Annotated in this window: 16 protein-coding genes; 6 read left to right on the forward strand and 10 right to left on the reverse strand. The window is 70.7% G+C overall.

From position 1 onward, the window contains the following. The first annotated feature begins 300 nt into the window (after nt 1–300). Nucleotides 301–681 (forward strand): hypothetical protein, encoded by a 381-nt coding sequence (locus ACIOMQ_RS10135; RefSeq protein ID WP_401986559.1) that lies wholly within the window; start codon nt 301–303, stop codon nt 679–681. A 36-nt stretch (nt 682–717) separates the two neighbouring features. Here the strand turns inward: ACIOMQ_RS10135 and ACIOMQ_RS10140 are convergent, their stop codons facing one another. Beyond that, nucleotides 718–1,524, reverse strand: a complete 807-nt coding sequence (locus ACIOMQ_RS10140) for a GntR family transcriptional regulator (RefSeq protein WP_402188531.1) — start codon at nt 1,522–1,524, stop codon at nt 718–720. A gap of 145 nt (nt 1,525–1,669) precedes the next feature. Between ACIOMQ_RS10140 and ACIOMQ_RS10145 the strand changes: the two genes are divergently transcribed. Beyond that, nucleotides 1,670–2,518 carry a (2Fe-2S)-binding protein gene (locus ACIOMQ_RS10145; protein WP_401263716.1) on the forward strand — a complete coding sequence of 283 codons (849 nt, stop codon included), beginning with the start codon at nt 1,670–1,672 and terminating at the stop codon, nt 2,516–2,518. Between the two features lie 192 nt (nt 2,519–2,710). Further along, nucleotides 2,711–3,778, forward strand: coding sequence for a DUF2637 domain-containing protein (locus ACIOMQ_RS10150; protein ID WP_362197638.1), 1,068 nt, complete (start codon nt 2,711–2,713; stop codon nt 3,776–3,778). Nucleotides 3,779–3,857: 79 nt separating this feature from the next. Here the strand turns inward: ACIOMQ_RS10150 and ACIOMQ_RS10155 are convergent, their stop codons facing one another. Next, entirely contained in the window at nt 3,858–4,220 is a 363-nt protein-coding gene (locus ACIOMQ_RS10155; protein WP_401263781.1) for an ATP-binding protein, read from the reverse strand. A 353-nt stretch (nt 4,221–4,573) separates the two neighbouring features. Here ACIOMQ_RS10155 and ACIOMQ_RS10160 point away from each other — a divergent pair, with 353 nt between their 5' ends. Together ACIOMQ_RS10160 and ACIOMQ_RS10165 are read left to right on the forward strand one after the other, a co-directional pair. After that, complete coding sequence (locus ACIOMQ_RS10160) at nt 4,574–4,996, forward strand: ribonuclease domain-containing protein (protein ID WP_362197641.1); 423 nt, start codon at nt 4,574–4,576, stop codon at nt 4,994–4,996. 94 nt (nt 4,997–5,090) lie between these two features. After that, the gene (locus ACIOMQ_RS10165) at nt 5,091–5,477 is read left to right on the forward strand and encodes a barstar family protein (protein ID WP_402188533.1); all 387 of its coding nucleotides are present in this window, start codon (nt 5,091–5,093) and stop codon (nt 5,475–5,477) included. 89 nt (nt 5,478–5,566) lie between these two features. Here the strand turns inward: ACIOMQ_RS10165 and ACIOMQ_RS10170 are convergent, their stop codons facing one another. Continuing rightward, complete coding sequence (locus ACIOMQ_RS10170) at nt 5,567–7,963, reverse strand: M9 family metallopeptidase (protein WP_401936486.1); 2,397 nt, start codon at nt 7,961–7,963, stop codon at nt 5,567–5,569. A 250-nt stretch (nt 7,964–8,213) separates the two neighbouring features. Here ACIOMQ_RS10170 and ACIOMQ_RS10175 point away from each other — a divergent pair, with 250 nt between their 5' ends. Further along, nucleotides 8,214–9,680, forward strand: a complete 1,467-nt coding sequence (locus ACIOMQ_RS10175) for an aminopeptidase P family protein (RefSeq protein ID WP_402188535.1) — start codon at nt 8,214–8,216, stop codon at nt 9,678–9,680. 221 nt (nt 9,681–9,901) lie between these two features. On the opposite strand, the gene ACIOMQ_RS10180 is transcribed toward ACIOMQ_RS10175, so the two are convergent. The 7 genes from ACIOMQ_RS10180 to ACIOMQ_RS10210 form a co-directional block, all read right to left on the reverse strand. Beyond that, nucleotides 9,902–10,630: a GntR family transcriptional regulator gene (locus ACIOMQ_RS10180; RefSeq protein ID WP_402188537.1), complete on the reverse strand. Its 729-nt coding sequence runs from the start codon at nt 10,628–10,630 to the stop codon at nt 9,902–9,904. A gap of 89 nt (nt 10,631–10,719) precedes the next feature. Then, complete coding sequence (locus ACIOMQ_RS10185; protein WP_402188539.1) at nt 10,720–11,664, reverse strand: ornithine cyclodeaminase family protein; 945 nt, start codon at nt 11,662–11,664, stop codon at nt 10,720–10,722. Beyond that, nucleotides 11,661–12,662, reverse strand: a complete 1,002-nt coding sequence (locus ACIOMQ_RS10190) for a proline racemase family protein (RefSeq protein ID WP_362197659.1) — start codon at nt 12,660–12,662, stop codon at nt 11,661–11,663. Before ACIOMQ_RS10190 ends, ACIOMQ_RS10185 begins: the two co-directional genes overlap by 4 nt. A gap of 91 nt (nt 12,663–12,753) precedes the next feature. Then, entirely contained in the window at nt 12,754–13,662 is a 909-nt protein-coding gene (locus tag ACIOMQ_RS10195) for a dihydrodipicolinate synthase family protein (RefSeq protein ID WP_402188541.1), read from the reverse strand. Between the two features lie 345 nt (nt 13,663–14,007). Beyond that, complete coding sequence (locus ACIOMQ_RS10200) at nt 14,008–15,528, reverse strand: NAD(P)/FAD-dependent oxidoreductase (RefSeq protein WP_401263710.1); 1,521 nt, start codon at nt 15,526–15,528, stop codon at nt 14,008–14,010. Then, nucleotides 15,509–15,835: a (2Fe-2S)-binding protein gene (locus tag ACIOMQ_RS10205; protein WP_362197668.1), complete on the reverse strand. Its 327-nt coding sequence runs from the start codon at nt 15,833–15,835 to the stop codon at nt 15,509–15,511. The genes ACIOMQ_RS10200 and ACIOMQ_RS10205 overlap by 20 nt, the downstream gene beginning before the upstream one ends. After that, a complete protein-coding gene (locus ACIOMQ_RS10210; protein ID WP_362197671.1) occupies nt 15,832–17,010 on the reverse strand; it encodes an FAD-binding oxidoreductase in 1,179 nt (392 codons plus the stop codon). The genes ACIOMQ_RS10205 and ACIOMQ_RS10210 overlap by 4 nt, the downstream gene beginning before the upstream one ends. Nucleotides 17,011–17,266 lie beyond the last annotated feature (256 nt).

The following is a 17,266-nucleotide window of genomic DNA, read 5'->3' on the forward strand; positions in this document are numbered from 1 at the left end:
AGCGGTGAAGGTCAGGCGCGGTCCTCGACCGGAGCGGTGAAGGTCAGGCGCGGTCCTCGACCGGAGCGGTGAAGGTCAGGCGCGGTCCTCGACCGGAGCGGTGAAGGTCAGGCGCGGTCCTCGACCGGGCCCGCACATAGGGGACGCCGTCCCCGACCGGACGGTGGACCTCAGGTGCGGTCCTCGACCGGGTCACCCGGCTTCCAGCCGGCGGCGCTCCACTCCGGAGTCGGCGTCGGGCGGGGCGGTGCGGGCGGCGGGTGGGGGCCCCGGGTGGGGTTCTGCGGAACGGCGGGGGGCTTGTCACGCGATCCGCCGCTGTCCCGTCGCGGAGGTGCGATCGGGGACTTCGGCGGGGCGGCCTTCCGTATCGGCGGCACCGGTACGGAGACGGTGCGCGAAGCGGTCGGGGTCGGGGTCGGGGTCGGGGTCGGCCTCGCCGGTGCGGAAGGCGTCACGGCAGGCGCACCCGCCGAGGTCCGCGACGGCGTCGCGGACGGCTGTGCGGTCGTGGACACCGGGCCCCCGTCCGGGACGGCCGCACCCCGGCCGGTCTCCTGCGCACAACCGGCCGCTCCCAGCGCCAGCGCCGCCATCAGCAGCCCGGCAACCGACAGTGACGCCCGGCCTCCCGCCATTCCCGCCCCCAAGAACGATCATGTGATCAGGGGCGTAGCCTAACCCGCTCCGGATGCGGGGCGGACGGACCGTCCCGGTTCAGTTCTCGGCACCGGCGAAGTGCTCCCGTACGAGCGACCGCACGACGGCCAGGTCCTGGGCGATGAGCGCGTCGAGCAGGGCGGTGTGCTCGGCGGCGTCGGCGAGCAGGTCGGCGCGGCGGGTGACGGGGTTGTTGCCCGGGGGCCACTGCGAGCGGCGGTGCAGGTCGTCGGCGACCATCACCAACTGCTCGTTGCCGCAGAGCGCGAGGACCCCGCCGTGGAAGGCCCGGTCGGACTCGGCGTAGCTCGCCCGGTCGCCCATCGCGGCGGCCGCCACCGTCGCGTCGGCCAGCGGACGCAGGGCGCACCAGCGGGCCGGCGGGACGGTGCGGGCCAGCCGCAGTATGACGGGGACCTCGACCAGGGCCCGTACCTCGGCCAGCTCGGCCAGCTCGCGCGGGCCCCGTTGGGAAACCCGGAATCCGCGGTTCGGTACGACTTCGACGGCGCCCTCGACGGCCAGCTGCTGCATCGCCTCGCGCACCGGCGTCGCGGAGACCCCGAAGCGGGCGCCGAGGGCGGGGGCGGAGTAGACCTGGCCCGGGACCAGTTGACCGTCGACCAGGGCGGCACGGAGGGCGTCGAGGATCTGGCCGCGTACGGAGTACCGCTGCACCCCCGCGCGCGGGGACAGCTGCTCGCCGTGGGTGTGTTCGCCACGCGCCTGTTCCCTGCGTGCCTCTTCGCCACGTGCCTGCTCGCCACGCGCCTGTTCGGGCACCCGTACGGACGTCGAGGGGGGCGCGGACGCGGCGGGCGCGCACGACGGTCGCGCCTGCTCCGGCGCTCTGCCCTGCTCCACTCGGACCTCCTCGGCCTGCCGTGGGCTCGGCTCGCGTGCGCCATGCCCCTCTGCACGATAGGCGGAGCAGGCCCCAGTTCAAACATCGATCTGTTCGGGTAAGGTAAGGCTTACCTGCAAACGATCGCGATTTGGTGGTCCCTGCATGACACTCCCCGCCCTGCTTCCCGACACCACCGCGTCCGCGACGACGGGCGCGTACGCGCGTCTGGCCGAGGTCTTCCCCGGGCTGCGCGTCGAGGTGCTGACGGACGATGACGCCGCTCCGCGCGGCGCCGGCTGGGTGGGCGCGGACGAGCTCGCGGCCGGAGGCGCCGCTCTCGACGCCTTCCTCGCCTGGGACCACGCGCAGGTGCTGCGGGACTACGGGCAGCAGCCCCGGCCCGACGTGGTCGCCAGCTTCGGGCTGCACCGGTACGCCTGGCCGGCCTGCCTGCTGGTGACGGTGCCGTGGTTCCTGCACCGGCGCGTTCCCCGGATCCCCGTCGAGGACGTGGCGTTCCAGCGGGCACTGGGCCATCTGACCGTCCGTATACGGGAATTCGCCTGCCTCCCGGACGATCCGGCGGCGGGACTGCCCGGCGCCCGGGTGGTCCCCGACGAGGCCGCGCTGCGCGCCGAGGTGCTCGCCTCGGTCGCCGACCACATCGGCCCGGTGCTGGACGGCTTCGGACCGCGGATGCGGCGCGGCAGGCGGGCCCTGTGGGGCATGGCGACGGACGAAATCGTCGAGGGGCTCTGGTACATCGCCCATCTGCTGGGCGAGGAGCGGCGGGCGATGACCGAGCTGGAGTCACTCCTGCCCGGGACCACGAAGCCGTACGTCGGCTCGGCCGGGTTCCGTGAACTGACCGGGCCGGACGGCGAGCCGCTGCCCACCCGCGACCGGGCGAGCTGCTGCCTCTTCTACACGCTCCGCCCCGACGACACCTGCGTCACCTGCCCCCGCACCTGCGACGCGGACCGGGTACGGAAACTGACGCTCGCTCACTGAATCCACACCACCCGCACGGGTAGTACTATTCGAACGCAGATCATTGGCCGCGTACGAATATTCGATCAGATCCCGGCTATCCGTATGCGCTGCCAACCCAATGGCGTTCTCTTGCCCCGAAACCCCCTGTGCATGATGGGGTTTCGGCAATCATGGCGCCCGAAATGCCCTACGCGACGCAAGGGACCGCGCATGAGACTGACCGACATATCGCTGAATTGGCTGCTTCCGGGCGCCGTGCTGCTCGTGGGGGTCCTGGCGGCGGTGGCGGTGGTCGCACGCGGCAAGCGCGCCGCTGACGATTCCGCTGCCGACGACAGCTGGGAACGCAGCGAGGAGCGTCGCAGACGCAAGGAGGCGCTGTACGCCACCGCCTCGTACATCCTGCTGTTCTGCTGTGCGGCGGTCGCCGCCGCTCTCTCCTTCCACGGGCTCGTCGGCTTCGGCGAGCAGAACCTCGGCCTCTCCGGGGGCTGGGAATACCTCGTTCCGTTCGGCCTCGACGGGGCCGCGATGTTCTGTTCCGTACTCGCGGTGCGCGAGGCCAGCCACGGTGACGCGGCGCTGGGCTCACGGCTGCTCGTATGGACGTTCGCCGGCGCCGCGGCCTGGTTCAACTGGGTGCACGCGCCGCGCGGAGTGGACCACGCGGGCGCCCCGCAGTTCTTCGCGGGGATGTCGCTCTCGGCGGCCGTGCTCTTCGACCGGGCACTGAAGCAGACCCGCCGGGCCGCGCTGCGCGAACAGGGCCTGGTGCCCCGTCCGCTGCCGCAGATCCGGATCGTACGGTGGCTGCGTGCCCCCCGGGAGACCTTCGGCGCCTGGTCGCTGATGCTGCTGGAGGGCGTGCGCACCCTGGACGAAGCCGTCGAGGAAGTACGTGAGGACCGGCGGGAGAAGGAGCAGAACCGTCTCCGCAGGAAGGACCAGGAGAAGCTGGACCGGGCCCACATCAAGGCGCTGAACCGGCAGAACCGGGCCTGGCGCCGGGTCGGCCGGGGCGGCACCCAGGTGGACATCCAGGCGATCGCCCCGACATCGGCGTCCGCCGTGGAGCCCGCCATATCCGAGCCGGGGCAACTGCCCTTGCGTCCCCGGCCATCCCTGCAAGCCGTGACGGGGCCGAACCCCGGCGCCCCGGAGCGGAACGCGAATGATCCGATCACCGTCGACCTCACCGCCGAGGACGACACCCAGGCACTGCCCCGGCTCGACTCGCTGGAGCGGAAACTGAAGGACCTGGAGCAGCAGTTCGGCTGATCCACTGGTCCACACAGATCCGCGGGCGTTCCGCCGGTCTGCCGCAAGAGGCCCTGATGGCCCGGTCCACTCCGGGTTCTCAGGGCCTTTCGCCGTCCAGTTCGAACCAGACGACCTTGCCCAGCGGGTGGGTGCCGATCCCCCAGGCGTCCGCGAGACTCCGCACCAGGAACAGCCCCCGGCCGTGCGTACCGTCGTCGGCGTCCGGTACGCACGACGGGGGCATCCCGGACGCGAAGTCCCGTACCTCCACCCGTAATTTGGCGGGCGCCACACTCACCGTGACGACCGCGCCGTGCCTCGTGTGGATCAGTGCGTTGGTCACCAGCTCGCTGAGCAGGAGCTCCGCCACCTCGGCCGGCTCGGTCCGCCACCGGTAGCGCAGGAACTCCCGTAACGCGCCCCGCACTTCGCTCACGGCCGCGAGGTCGGTACGGGCCAGTCTGCGATGCAGCCGGACTGGCTGCTGCCCCTGCGCGCCCGGCTCGTGAGCCGTCCCGTCCGCCATGGAATCGGCATCTCCCTGACACTCCATCGTTTCCCCCGCCCGCACAGTGAATCGCCCCCTGCTCGCCGTCTCGTCGAACGCCTTCGAGGAACATCTCCACGGGGATGCATGCCCCGCAGCCCGGCCGTCACGCTTGTCGACACATCAATAAGTGAACAGGCGGGCGGAACGGCCCACGGGTCCTCGGACACATCGGCGACACATTTCCGTCCCCCCGGTTAACTTCCAAAAAATTCACATCGGTTGGCGTTGACGGCACCGTGTCTACGCGCGTCATCATGGTGGTCATGCGAATCCCCCCACGGATCACCACGCTCGGCGGCGCTGCCGCCCTCCTGTCCGTTCTCCTCGTCGGCGGCCCGGTCACCGCGACCGCCACCGCCGCGACCGACCCGGTCGCCACCACCGGTGCCGGCATCACCTCGGTCGGCAGCATCTGCTACTCGGCGCTGCCCGCCCAGGCGCACGACACCCTCGATCTGATCGAGGCAGGCGGCCCGTTCCCGTACTCGCAGGACGGCTCCGTCTTCCAGAACCGTGAAGGCGTCCTGCCCAGCCAGAGCACCGGCTACTACCACGAGTACACGGTCGTCACCCCCGGCTCCCCGACCCGCGGCGCGCGTCGCGTCATCACGGGCGAAGAGGCGCAGGAGGACTACTACACCAGCGACCACTACGCCACCTTCGACCTGATCGACCAGGGCTGCTGAAGCCCGGCCCCTCCGAGCCGATCCGCGCCGTAGACCCCCACCTGCGGCGCGGATCACGGACCGGTGGAGGCAACCGGACTTGTACCCTCCACCCATGACCGTGACCTATGTGATCGACGGCTCCCGGGTCACCGGCCTGGAGCAGTTCTGGAACGTGATCGGCGAGGCGGTGAACGGCCCCGGCGGATACTTCGGACGCAACTTCGACGCCCTCGCGGACTGCCTCAGCGGCGGGATGGGCGGGCCGGACGACGACTTCGTCTTCGAGTGGCGGGACCACGCGCTCTCCGCGCAGGCCCTGGGACATGCGGAGACGGCGCGCTATCTGCGGCAGAGTCTGGACCGGGTGCACCCCACCAACAGACCTGCGGTCCGGCGGCGGCTCGACAACGCCCTGGCGGGGCGGGGGCCGACCCTGTTCGACCTGCTCGTGGAGACCCTGACGGACGGAACGCCGCCCGGCGGGCTGCGGCTGCTGTGAGCCGGTGAGGTTCGGCAGGGCCGGCCCGCGGAGGGAAACCCCCTGCGCGGGCCGGCCGTTGTCATGTGTCCGAAGGCTCTCAGTACTGGTCAGTACTGGGTGGAGACGGTCACACCGTCGAATTTCTCAACGCCGTGCAGGCTGATGTAGCGGTATCCGGGTGCCGGGTTGTCGATGGTCAGCGTGTGCTCGTTCCCGGCGCCGACGGCCCGGCTGGTGTAGCTGTCGGTGGTCGCCCAGCTGTCCGCGCTGTAGTAGAGGTCGGCGTCGCCCGTTCCGCCCGACGCGGTGATCTTCAGCTGAGCGGTGCCCGCCGGAATCAACACGTACAGATAGGCGTAGTCGCCCTTGACGGCCGTCAGCCCGCTGCGCTTGCAGTCCTTGCCCAGCTCCCTGGTGTCGGTCCCGGCGCACTCGGCCCCGGGCTCGGTGGGCGGGTTGGTGCCGGTGCCGCAGCTGCCGGCCGCACAGGCGGTCAGCCAGGTGTTCCAGTCGGCGTCGTAGCGGCTGCCGATGGTCGATGTGAGCAGGGTGCGGGCACCGTCCCAGTCGCCCTTCCGGTAGAGGCCGAGGAGCGTGTCGACGTCCGCGCGGTGGGACTCCAGCATGTAACGGACGGCCAGATAGCCCCAGTTGTAGATACGGGTCTGGTCGGCGTTGTCGTAGGTGGTGTCGAACAGGGTCCGCAGGGTGTAGGTGTGGTTCGCGGCCTGGGCGGCGGCGTCGTCGTAGGTGACCTTGCGGTACGAGTAGGAGACGTACTCCGCGAAGCCCTCGACCCACCAGACGGTCGGAGTGGTCATTCCGGCGCCGAAGTCGCCGTACATGTCGAAGCGGCCGTCGAGGTAGTGCGTGTACTCGTGGTTGAGGTTCCAGATCTGGAACTCGGGGCGGACCCACTCCGCCTCGTACGCGATGAACCGGGGCTGGTTGCCTGCCGCCGCGGGGTCGCCCTCCAGGTACATGCCACCGTTGTTCGTGTCGATGCCGTAGATCGCGCCGGCGTAGGTCTGGTAGTCCTTGCTGGAGTCGAAGACCACGACCTCGATGGTGGTGTTGCGGTCGCCGTCGACCGGACCACTGTCCCGGACGACGTCATGGAAGTAGGCGTCCTGGTTGCGCAGACTGGTGCAGCTCGCGTCGAGGTCCGCGGTGGACATCTGCTGCGCCAGGATGCGGATGCTGTCGCTACAGGTGTAGCTGACGGGGAGAACCGCACTCTTCAGGCGTTGGGCGAGGTCGCAGGTGCCGTAGTACGAGCAGTTCGCCTTGTCGTAGGCCTCGACCATCTGCGCCACGCCGACCCAGAGCGGGGCGGTGGGGCCGGTGATGGAGCTCTGGCCGAGCAGTCCGGCGGCCAACGGGCTTGCCTTGGGGCGCAGGGAGGCCTCCTGAAGGAAGCGGCCGAGCTCAAGTCCCGCGTTGGAGGTCAGGTACGACCGGTCCGTGCCCAGCAGGTCCAGATGGCGCGACGCGAAGTCATGGAGGGCGTCCAGCAGGCTTGGATCAGCCTCCACGGCGGCGACGAACTCCGGCACCTGGTGACCGCGAAATGTCACCGTGTACACGTTGTTCACGGCGTTGAGCATGTACCAGGAGCTGTTGTACGAGGAGTCGTAGTTGGCCAGCAACCGCTTGACGACAGACAGGTAGCGGGCGTTCTCCACGGCACTGTCGATCAATATGACGGCCTCGGACAGGGTCTCCCCGTTGGCGTCGGTGACGTCAAAGGCGTGCGAGGAGGCGAAGAACGCGTCGAGCCCGCCCTGGATCGCCGTACGCAGCTCCGGCCCGTAGCTGCCCACGGTGTCGGGGTCGTAGTACTGCACGTAGTACCCGGCTCGGAGATAGAGGACCAGCTGGGGCATGCCGGTACTGCTGTCGCCGGGGTAGGCGGCGGATCCATCGCGCAGGGCGTTGGCGACGGTGACCATCTGCGCCTCCCGGAAGGCCAGATTGCCGTCGTTGCCCTTGACACGGAACAGCGTGTTGACGCAGTCGGTCGTCGATGACTTGATCTGCTGGACGAGGTCGCTTCCGGTGCGGCTGGTGAAGTCGCTGACATTGCACTCGGCCGCGGTCCGGGCCTTGGAGCCGGCCTTGGCCTTGGCGTCGGCCTTCATCGAAGGCGCCAGGTGGCTCGGGAGCGCGGCGCCGGGGTCGTCGTAGTCCCGCCGCAGTGCGTCCTTGGATGCGGACAACGGCGGGCGGTCGGCGGCCTTGAGGGACTTGCGGCCGACGTGGGTGGCGTCGTCCACAGGTGCGGTCGGGGCCTCGGCGGTGGGGCCGCCCGGCTCTGCGGCGGGCCCACCGCCCGTACGGACCGGACCGGCGTCGCCGGTCCGGCTGTGACCGGTCGCTGTCGATGCGGTGGGGGGTCGCTCGACGGCCTGGCCCGGTGCGGAGAGCAGGCCCACGCCCAGGCATGCCGCCAGGACCGCAGTGGACAGTCCGGTAAATCTTTGTCGAACCGTTCGGTTCTTCACGTGCCGCCTCCCAGCGGAGTGGTGACCGCGCAACAGTGCGCGGCTGTGGGGGATCGCGCGAGGTGGGGCCGGACCGGATCCATCTGAGCTCTATGGCATGGACACGACCTCATCCCGGCTGCGCGCTGTACAATGGCACATGTCACATGTTCTTTGGAAGTCCTCTCGCGCACATTCATCTCCGCGCCAACTCGGCGCCGCAGCAATGGATTTCGGCTGCGCACCGGCAAAGCACCAAGGAGCCATGCCCGTGCCCCATTCCCTCTCCACCCCCCGTACCAGCAGTCATGACCTGCCGGTGTCGCCCGCGCTGGACGCCTTCATGGGCATGGCATGGGCGGACACCCCGCTACCGGCTGACATCCGCGTCCCCCCGTACGACGTCACACCCGCCCGCCGCGCCCGGCTCGCCGCCCGCTTCCCCGGCGAACGCCTGATCATCCCGGCGGGCGTGCTCGCGGTCCGGTCCAACGACACCGACCACCGGTTCCGTCCGCACACCGGCTACGCCTGGCTCACCGGCCTCACCGGCGAGGACCAGGCCGGCCATGTCCTCGTTCTGGAACCCGACGGCGACGAGCGGCACGAAGCGGTGCTGTACCTGCGCCCCCGGTCACCGCGCACCGGCCACGAGTTCTACCGCGACCGCAGATACGGGGAGTTCTGGGTCGGACGCCGGCCCGACCTGGCGGAGGCCACCCGGGTGACCGGCATCCGCTGCGCACACCTGGACGCCTGGGAGAAGCTGCTGACCGGACCGCAGCCGCCCGTACGGGTGCTGGACGGCGTGGACCCCACCGTCGACGAACTGCTGTGCGGCCGAGGTCCGTTCGCACCCGGACGGTCGGCTCCGGCCGGACTGACGGAGGTGCTCAGCGAACTCCGCCTCGTCAAGGACCCGTGGGAGACCGATCAGTTGCAGCATGCCGTCGATGCCACGGTGGCAGGGTTCGAGGATGTCGTGCGAAGCCTCCCGCAGGCGCTGCGGCACCGTCGCGGCGAGCGCTGGATCGAGGGCGTCTTCGATCTGCGGGCCCGGCTCGAGGGCAACGGTCCTGGCTACTCCACGATCGCCGCAGCCGGGGCGCACGCCTGTGTCCTGCACTGGATCCGCAACGACGGTGCACTGGACCGCGACCGGTTGCTGCTCCTGGACGCCGGGGTGGAGACCGATTCGCTGTACACGGCAGACATCACCCGTACCCTGCCGCTGTCCGGCCGCTTCTCCCCCGTCCAGCGCAGCGTGTACGAGTTGGTGCTGGCCGCGCAGGAGGCGGGTATCGCCGCCCTGCGCCCCGGTGCGCGATTCCGTGACTTCCATCTGGCGGCCATGCGGGTCATCGCCGAAGGACTGCACGAATGGGGCGTGTTGCGGATGTCCGCCGATGAGGCGCTCGACGCCGACAACGGCTTCTACCGCCGGTACACACTCTGCAGCAGCGGCCACATGCTCGGAATGGACGTCCACGACTGCGCCCAGGCACGCGCTGACGCCTACCTGGACGGGCGGCTGGAGGTCGGCCAGGTGCTGACCGTGGAGCCGGGGCTCTATCTCCAGCCCGACGACGAGACACTGCCCCCGTCGCTGCGCGGAATCGGGGTGCGGATCGAGGACGACCTCGTGATCACGGCCGACGGCGCCCGCCTCATGTCGTCCGCGCTGCCGCGCACCGCCGACGGAATCGAGGAGTGGATGGCCGCCCTGCTGGACGGCTGAGCAGGAAGCCGGTCCGAACGGCCCACTTCAACGACCTCCCCGGCCCTGCCAGGGCGGCCGGCAGGGGCAAGTGCACCGCGGGGCGGCCGACTGGGGGCAGTGCGCCGCAGGGCGACCGACGGCGGCAGTGCGCCGCGGGGCGGCCGGAATCGGCTGGCGGAAGACGAGACACCCCAGGCGCACCGGGAGCGCCTCTCGGGCGCCGCGGCGCGCCCGGTGGTTCAGGCGTCCCCGACCGGCAGTGTCACCCTTCTGATCCGGAAGCCTCCCGAACCCGTGTCGTCGGCGTCCTCCTCGGCCCAGAGCGACCTGACATGTGACATATGAGCCAGCATGCACCTCTCGGCGCGCTGCGCGTCCCCCGCGATCATGAGGTCGAGCAGCTGGACATGCTCCTCGGCCGATGTGGTCAACTGACCTGTCGAGTCGAGCCGGTTGAGTCCGAAGAGCCGTGAACGCTTGCGCAGGTTGCCAACCTCCTCGACCAGTCTGCGATTGCCCGCCAGTCCGAGCAGTTCCAGATGGAAGCGACGGTCCGCCTCCAGGTAGCCGATGATGTCGTGCTCGGTGGCGGCGGCGACGATCGCCAGAGCGAGCGGCCGTAGCGCCTTCAGCTCCCTCGTCTTGCCCATCCGGGCAATGCGACCGACCGTGGGCACCTCGATCATGGCGCGGAGTTCGGTGAAGTCGTCGAGGTCCTGTTCGGTCAGCTCCGTGACCCGGAAGCCCTTGTTGCGAACCGCTTCGACCAGGCCCTCGCGGGCGAGGTCGAGCATGGCCTCGCGGACCGGGGTGGCGGACACCCCGAACTCTGCGGCCAGCGTGGGAGCGGAGTAGATCACGCCCGGACGGAGGTCCCCGGCGATCAGGGCCGCTCTGAGGGCGTTCGCCACCCGGTCGCGCAAGTGCTCTTGCGCCGAGATGGCGTTGAGCGTCGTCAGGCGGGCCATATGTGTTCCTCCAGCGCCGTACGGGCCCTCAGAATACAATGTCACGTTTCCCGCTCGGGTCCGTCGTTCTGGACCTGTGGACAACTCGCTCAGGGCGCCGAATTCCCGTGCACCGCGGCGGCGACCGCGAGGTCTTCCCAGCCCGCTCCGACGCTCTTGAAGAACTTGGGGCGCTCCTCGGCAACCGGCTTCCCGCCGAGAGCCCGGCCCGCCACCAGGTCGGCGAGGGTGCCGGTGATGTCCTCGGCGCTGAAGGCCCCTTCTGCCATCGGGATCAGCAGGTCCCCCGCTTCCGACAGGGCTGCCGACCTCGATTCGACGAACACGGCGGAGCGCGACACCAGAGCGGTGTCGACCTCCCGGGCATCCGGTGTGTGCGAGCCGACCGCGACGACCGTCGCCCCGTCCGGTACGAGGGTGCCGTCGAACAGCGGGGTCGCGGACGTGGTGCAGCAGAGCACCAGATCGGCCGTGGCGACCGCCTCGGCCCCCTGCTCCTCGGCCGCACGGGCGTCCACGCCGAGCCGGCGGGCGTGCTCCACCAGTGCGTCGACCCGGCGCGGAGTCCGGCCGATCACGGTGACCTGTTCCACGTGCCGTTCCGCGAGCACCGCGGCGAGGTGCCCGTACGCCTGCGGGCCCGTTCCGAAGAGCACCATGTGACGCAGCACGGGTCCGGTGAGGTGCCGGATCGCGAGCGCGGACACGGCCGGTGTGCGCAGCGTGGTGAGCGCGGCTCCGTCGAGCAGGGCGAGCGGCAGCAGGGTGGGACCGTCGAGCAGCAGATAGCTTCCGGTGATCCGGGGCAGGTCGTGCGCCGGATTGCCGGGGGCGACTCCGGCGATCTTCACCCCGGTCACCCGTCGGGTGGTGGCAGGCATGATCAGCAGCTCTCCGCCCGGAACTGTGACATGGTGCCGGGCCGGCGACGTCTCCGGATCGAGTCCCCCGCTCAGCGCCGCCTCCAGGGCGTCCACGGCTCCGGTCGGTCCCAGGGCCTCGATGTCGTCGGCGCCGAGCAGGGGCAGGTTCACAGCAGGAATCCTTCGGGGAAGGGGTCGGACGGGTTCAGGAAGAATTGTGCGGTACCGGTGATCCAGGCGCGGCCCGTGACCGTCGGGACGACGGCGGGCAGCCCGCCCACCGTGGTCTTCTCGATGAGACGCCCGGTGAACGAGGTTCCGAGGAAGGACTCGTTCACGAAGTCGGAATCCAGGGGCAGTTCGCCGCGTGCGTGCAGTTGGGCCATGCGCGCCGAGGTGCCGGTTCCGCAGGGCGACCGGTCGAACCAGCCGGGATGGATCGCCATCGCGTGCCGGGAGTGGCGGGCATCGGAACCGGGCGCAATGAACTGTACGTGTTTGAGGCCGTGAATGTCCGGGTCCTCCGGATGAACGGGCCGGTCGGCCGCGTTGACCGCGTCCATCAGTCCGAGTCCGGCCGCCAGGATGTCACCCTTGCGCTCCCGGTCGAAGGGCAGCCCGAGGTCGGACAGACGCACCATCGCGTAGAAGTTGCCGCCGTAGGCGAGGTCATAGCGGACCGGTCCGTGGCCGGGCACGTCCACCGTCCGGTCGAGCGCGACGCTGAACGCGGGAACGTTGGTCAGCGTGACGGCGGTGGCCGCGCCGTCACGCACCTGTACGTCGACGCTGACGAGTCCGGCCGGGGTGTCCAGCCGCACGGTGGTGACGGGTTCGGTGACCTCGACCATGCCGGTCTCCACCAGAACGGTCGCGACGCCGATGGTGCCGTGCCCGCACATCGGCAGGAACCCGGAGACCTCTATGTAGAGGACGCCGAAGTCCGCGTCGGGCCGGGTGGGCGGTTGAAGGATCGCGCCGCTCATGGCGGCATGGCCGCGCGGTTCGTACATGAGGAGGGTGCGCACGGCGTCCCGGTGCTCCTGGAAGTAGCTGCGCCGTTCGGCCATCGTGGCGCCGGGGATGGTTCCGATGCCGCCGGTGATGACGCGGGTGGGCATGCCCTCGGTATGTGAGTCGACTGCATGGAAAATGTGACGTGTCTGCAAGGCTCCCCCTGGGTTCGTCATGAAGAGGACGAAGAGCGCGAGGCATGGGCTGGATCGGACACCGACCGGACGTACGGTGCCGGAACGGCGCTCAGCCGAGGCCCTCGGCCAGCGCCTTCTCGGTCGCGGCGCGTACGGCGGCCGCGTCGTCGTCGGGCAGGGGAAGCCGCGGCGGGCGAGTACGGCCGCCGTGGCGTCCGGCGACGTCCATGGAAGCCTTGATGGCCTGGACGAACTCCGGTTTCGAGTCCCACCGCAGCAGGGGATGCAGCTCCCGGTACAGAGGCAGCGCGGTTGCCATGTCACCCGTCACAGCCGCCCGGTAGAGCTCGACGCAGCAGGAGGGCAGCATGTTCGGGCAGCCGGCGATCCAGCCGACGGCCCCGGCCAGCGCCAGTTCCAGCAGTACGTCGTCGGCACCCACGAGCAGGTCGAGGCCGGGGGCCTGTTCAGCGATCTCGTAGGCCCTTCGGACATCACCGCTGAACTCCTTGACCGCCACGATGCTGCCCTCCTGATGGAGTGCGGCGAGCAGGCCCGGTGTCAGGTCCACCTTGGTGTCGTACGGGTTGTTGTACGCGACCACCGGAACCCCGACTCGGGCCACATCGGCGTAGTGGGCGCGGACCGCCTCGTCCTCGCAGCGGTAGCCGTTCGGCGGCAGGAGCAGTACGGAGCCGGCGCCCGCCTCCGCGGCCCGTTCCGCCCAGCGCCGTGACTCCGCGCTGCCGTAGGCGGAGACGCCGGGCATGACGCGGCTGCCGTCGCCCGCCGCGTCGACGGCGACCTTGACCACCTGCTCGCGCTCGCTGTCGGTCAGGGTCTGGTACTCCCCCAGCGATCCATTGGGCACCACCCCGTCGCAACCGGCCGCGATGAGCTGTTGGACGTGTGCGCCATAGGCGTCGTAGTCGATCGTGCAGTCGTCGCGCAGGGTGATCGGGGTGGCGACCATGACACCGTGCCAGGGGTGTGTGCGCGGGAGGGTGTTCGTCTGCATCGTGGCTCCTTGAGAGGTGTGACATGTCACAGTGAGGCGAGAGGGAAGCGCGGACAGCGGTGGACGGCACGCGATACCGAAGCGTGTCGGGGCATGGCTGTGGTGGTACCCAGGCAGGTTCTACCCAGGTGATCGTGCCCAGGCGGTTCTGTCCGGGCGGTTGTGTCCGGGGGACTTCTGTCCGAGCGGTTGTGTCCGGGCGGTTGCGCCCGGGGGCTTCTGTCCGAGCGGTTGTGTCCGGGCGGTTGCGCCCGGGGGCTTCTGTCCGAGCGGTTCCGTCCGGGCGGTTGTGTCCGGGGGACTTCTGTCCGAGCGGTTCTGTCCTGGTGGCTCTATCCGGGTGGTCTATCCGGGATCGGCCAGGTCGGCGAGCGTGGACAGCGTCACGGGGCAGGCCAGCGGGCGCCGGTCGGGGCCCTCCGGTGCACCGCCGACTCCGGTGCCGTGTCCGGTGCCGTGTCCGGTGCCATGTCCGTCGCTGTGTCCGGTGCCGTGCGCGCCGGCCAGTTCGCGGACGGCGAATCCGCACGTCCGGCCCTGGCACCAGCCCATGCCCGCCCGGGTGAGAAGTTTGACAGTCCTGGTGTCGGCGGCACCGAGCTCCTCGCACGCGGTACGGATCCGGCCCGCAGTGACCTCTTCGCAACGGCAGACCTCCGTGTCGCTCGTCAGCCAGGCGTTCCACCCCTCCCCCGGCCGGTGCACGGCACCCATCAGCGCGGCAAAGGCCCGCATACGTCGACGAGACCGACGCAGAGCGACCGTTCTGCGCGCCTCTCCCCTCCGCTCCCCGCCCCGCAACTCCCGGATGACCGACAGCGCGGCCAGCTCGCCTTCGCAGAGGGCGAGTTCAACGCCGCCGACGCCGCCGGTCTCCCCCGCGGCCCACACACCCTGCGTGGTGGTCCTCAGCTGCTCGTCCAGGACGACCGCGTGCGTACCGTCGGCGGACACGCACGTAGCGCAGCCCGCGGCCACGGCGAGTTCCAGCTGAGGAACGAGCCCGTGCCCCACGGCGAGCGCGTCGCAGGCGATCTCGCGGCCGGATCCCGGCACGGGACGCCAACGGCGGTCCAACCGGCTGACGGTCACCCCTTCCACCCGGTTGTCCCCGTGTACGTCGGTGACCGCCCGGTGGGTCAGCACGCGGACTCCGGAGCGGGCCAGCGCCGCCGCGTACCGGGCCCCTTCCACCACTTTGCCGGGGTTGGCGGCCAGCACCCGTGGGGCGCGCGCGTAGCCCCCGTATCCGGACGCTTCGACCAGTGCCGGAACGCTCGCACCGGCACGCGCCAGCGACAGCGCGACAGCCTGCAGGAGCGGCCCGCTCCCCGCGACGACCATTCGCCGGCCGGGCAGCACCAGGCCGGACTTGAGCATGGCCTGGGCGCCGGCAGCGCTCACCACGCCCGGAAGTGTCCAGCCGGGGAAAGGCAGTTGGCGTTCGTGGGCACCTGACGCCAGCAGCAGTCGGCCGGCCCGGACCGCGGAGCGGCGTTCCCCCTCGGCTCCGGTGACGGCATGCAGGATCCAGTCGCCGCCGACGCCTCGTTCGACCGTCCACACGTGGTGGTCGGGGAGATGACGGATCGCGCCGGAGTCACGGTGCGCCGCGAGCCGGGAGGAGAGTTCGGCGAAGACGGGCCAGCGGTGGTGGAGGGCGGCGGGCCGGGTGGCGCCGAGCCCGTCGGCCGGGCTGCGGTAGTACTGACCACCGGGCGCGACGGCCGCGTCCAGCAGGACGACGCCGAGCCCGTGGTCGGCCGCTTTCACGGCCGCCGCCAGACCGGCGGGGCCCGCACCCACCACGGCGAGTTCGGCGCGATCCGGGTCCCGTGGCCGGTGATCAGCCGTCGAGTGGGGCATGGCCGTTGCCCTCCTGCGTGGTGATGGCGTCGCCGGGACGCGCGGGCAGCAGGCAGGCGCGCTGGTTGGGACGTCCGTTGACGGTGGCCAGGCAGTCGTAGCAGGCGCCGATGCCGCAGAAGGCTCCCCGTGGCCGGCCGTGGACCCGCGTGGTACGCCAGGTCAGGATGCCCGCCGACCAGAGTACGGCGGCGATGGTCTGGCCCGGCAGCCCGCGGATCGGGTGCCCGTCGAAGGTCAGCCGGAACTCCGGTTCGGGCCGGGCCCGGACGAGTTCGGCGGGGGTACGTGCACGGGTGCGTCTCACAGGTTCCTCTCCTGGGGCACGGGGGTCGCGTCGAACCGGTCGGGCGCGAAGGGGCCGAGATCGAGTACCGGCTGCCGACCGCCGATCGCATCGGCGATCAACCGACCGGTCGCGGGGGCCAGTCCGATCCCGGCTCCTTCATGGCCGCAGGCGTGGAAGAGGCCCGGTACCCGGGGGTCCGGGCCGATCGCGGGCAGATGGTCGGGCAGATAGGGGCGGAACCCGTGGTAGGCGCGCAGCACCCGTACATCCGCCAGTACGGGGAACAGTGCGGCGGCCTGAGTGGCCAGCCGGGCGATCACCGGTACGGACAACGTCCGGTCGAAACCGACCCGTTCGCGGCTGGCCCCGATCAGCACCGGCCCCGCGGGGGTTCCCTCCACCACGGGCGAGGTCTGCAGCGCCGCGGATCCGCTCGACACATCGGCCACGTACTCCGCCGCATAGACCTTGTGCCTGATCAGCCGCGGCAGCGGCTCGGTGACGAGTACGAACCCCCGGCGCGGCAGGACCGGCAGGTCGACCCCGGCCAGCGCGGCCAGCGCGCCGCCCCAGGTGCCGGCCGCGTTGACGACCACGGGGGCACGCAGTTCGCCCCGTGCGGTGCGCACCCCGCGTACCGCACCCTTCGCATCCCTGAGTATCGCGACAACCTCCTCGCCGGAGTGCAGTACCGCTCCCGCGTGCCCGGCTGCCCGCAACAACCCGGCTGCTGCCAGTGCCGGTTGGACCTGGGCATCCTGCGGGTAGTGGCAGCCCCCGGCAAGGCTCGGTGCCAAGTGGGGCTCGACGTCGCGGAGTCGGTCCGATGTGACGTGGTACACCTCGACGCCGGCCTCCCGCTGGCCGGCGGCCGTCGTGGACAGGGTGGCCAAGGACTCCTCGGACGCCGCCACGACCAGGCCGCCCTTGAGCTCGTACTCGATGTCGGCGGGCAGTTCTTCGGACAGTTGGCGCCACAAGTCGGCGGAGTGCAGGGCCAGTTCCAGTTCCGGTCCCGGCACTTTGTCGGAGACCAGGAGGTTGCCCTCCCCGGCTCCAGTGGTGCCTCCGGCGACCGGTCCGCGGTCGACGACGGCGACGGACAGTCCGGACCGGGAGGCGTAGTAGGCGCAGGCGGCACCGACCACTCCGGCCCCGACGATGACGACATCCAGGGGCTGTCTCGTGAGCACGGCAGTAATATGTCACATTGCTTCAGAGGCGCCAAGGGTGTGTGCAGGGCCAGTTGATCAGCCGTCACCCCGCCGACCCGTCACCCCGCCGACCCGTCGCCCCGTCGCCGCGTCACCCCGCCGACCCGTCACCCCGCCGACCCGTCACCCCGTCGTCCCGTCGCCACGTCACCCCGTCGCGCCGTTCGCAGGGGTGCAGGTGGCGTCGCCGGGGAAGTGGAGCCATGGACACCGCCCAGGCGCCGACCCCGAGGAA

The sequence above is a fragment of the Streptomyces sp. NPDC087845 genome, assembly GCF_044742755.1.
Taxonomy (GTDB): domain Bacteria; phylum Actinomycetota; class Actinomycetes; order Streptomycetales; family Streptomycetaceae; genus Streptomyces.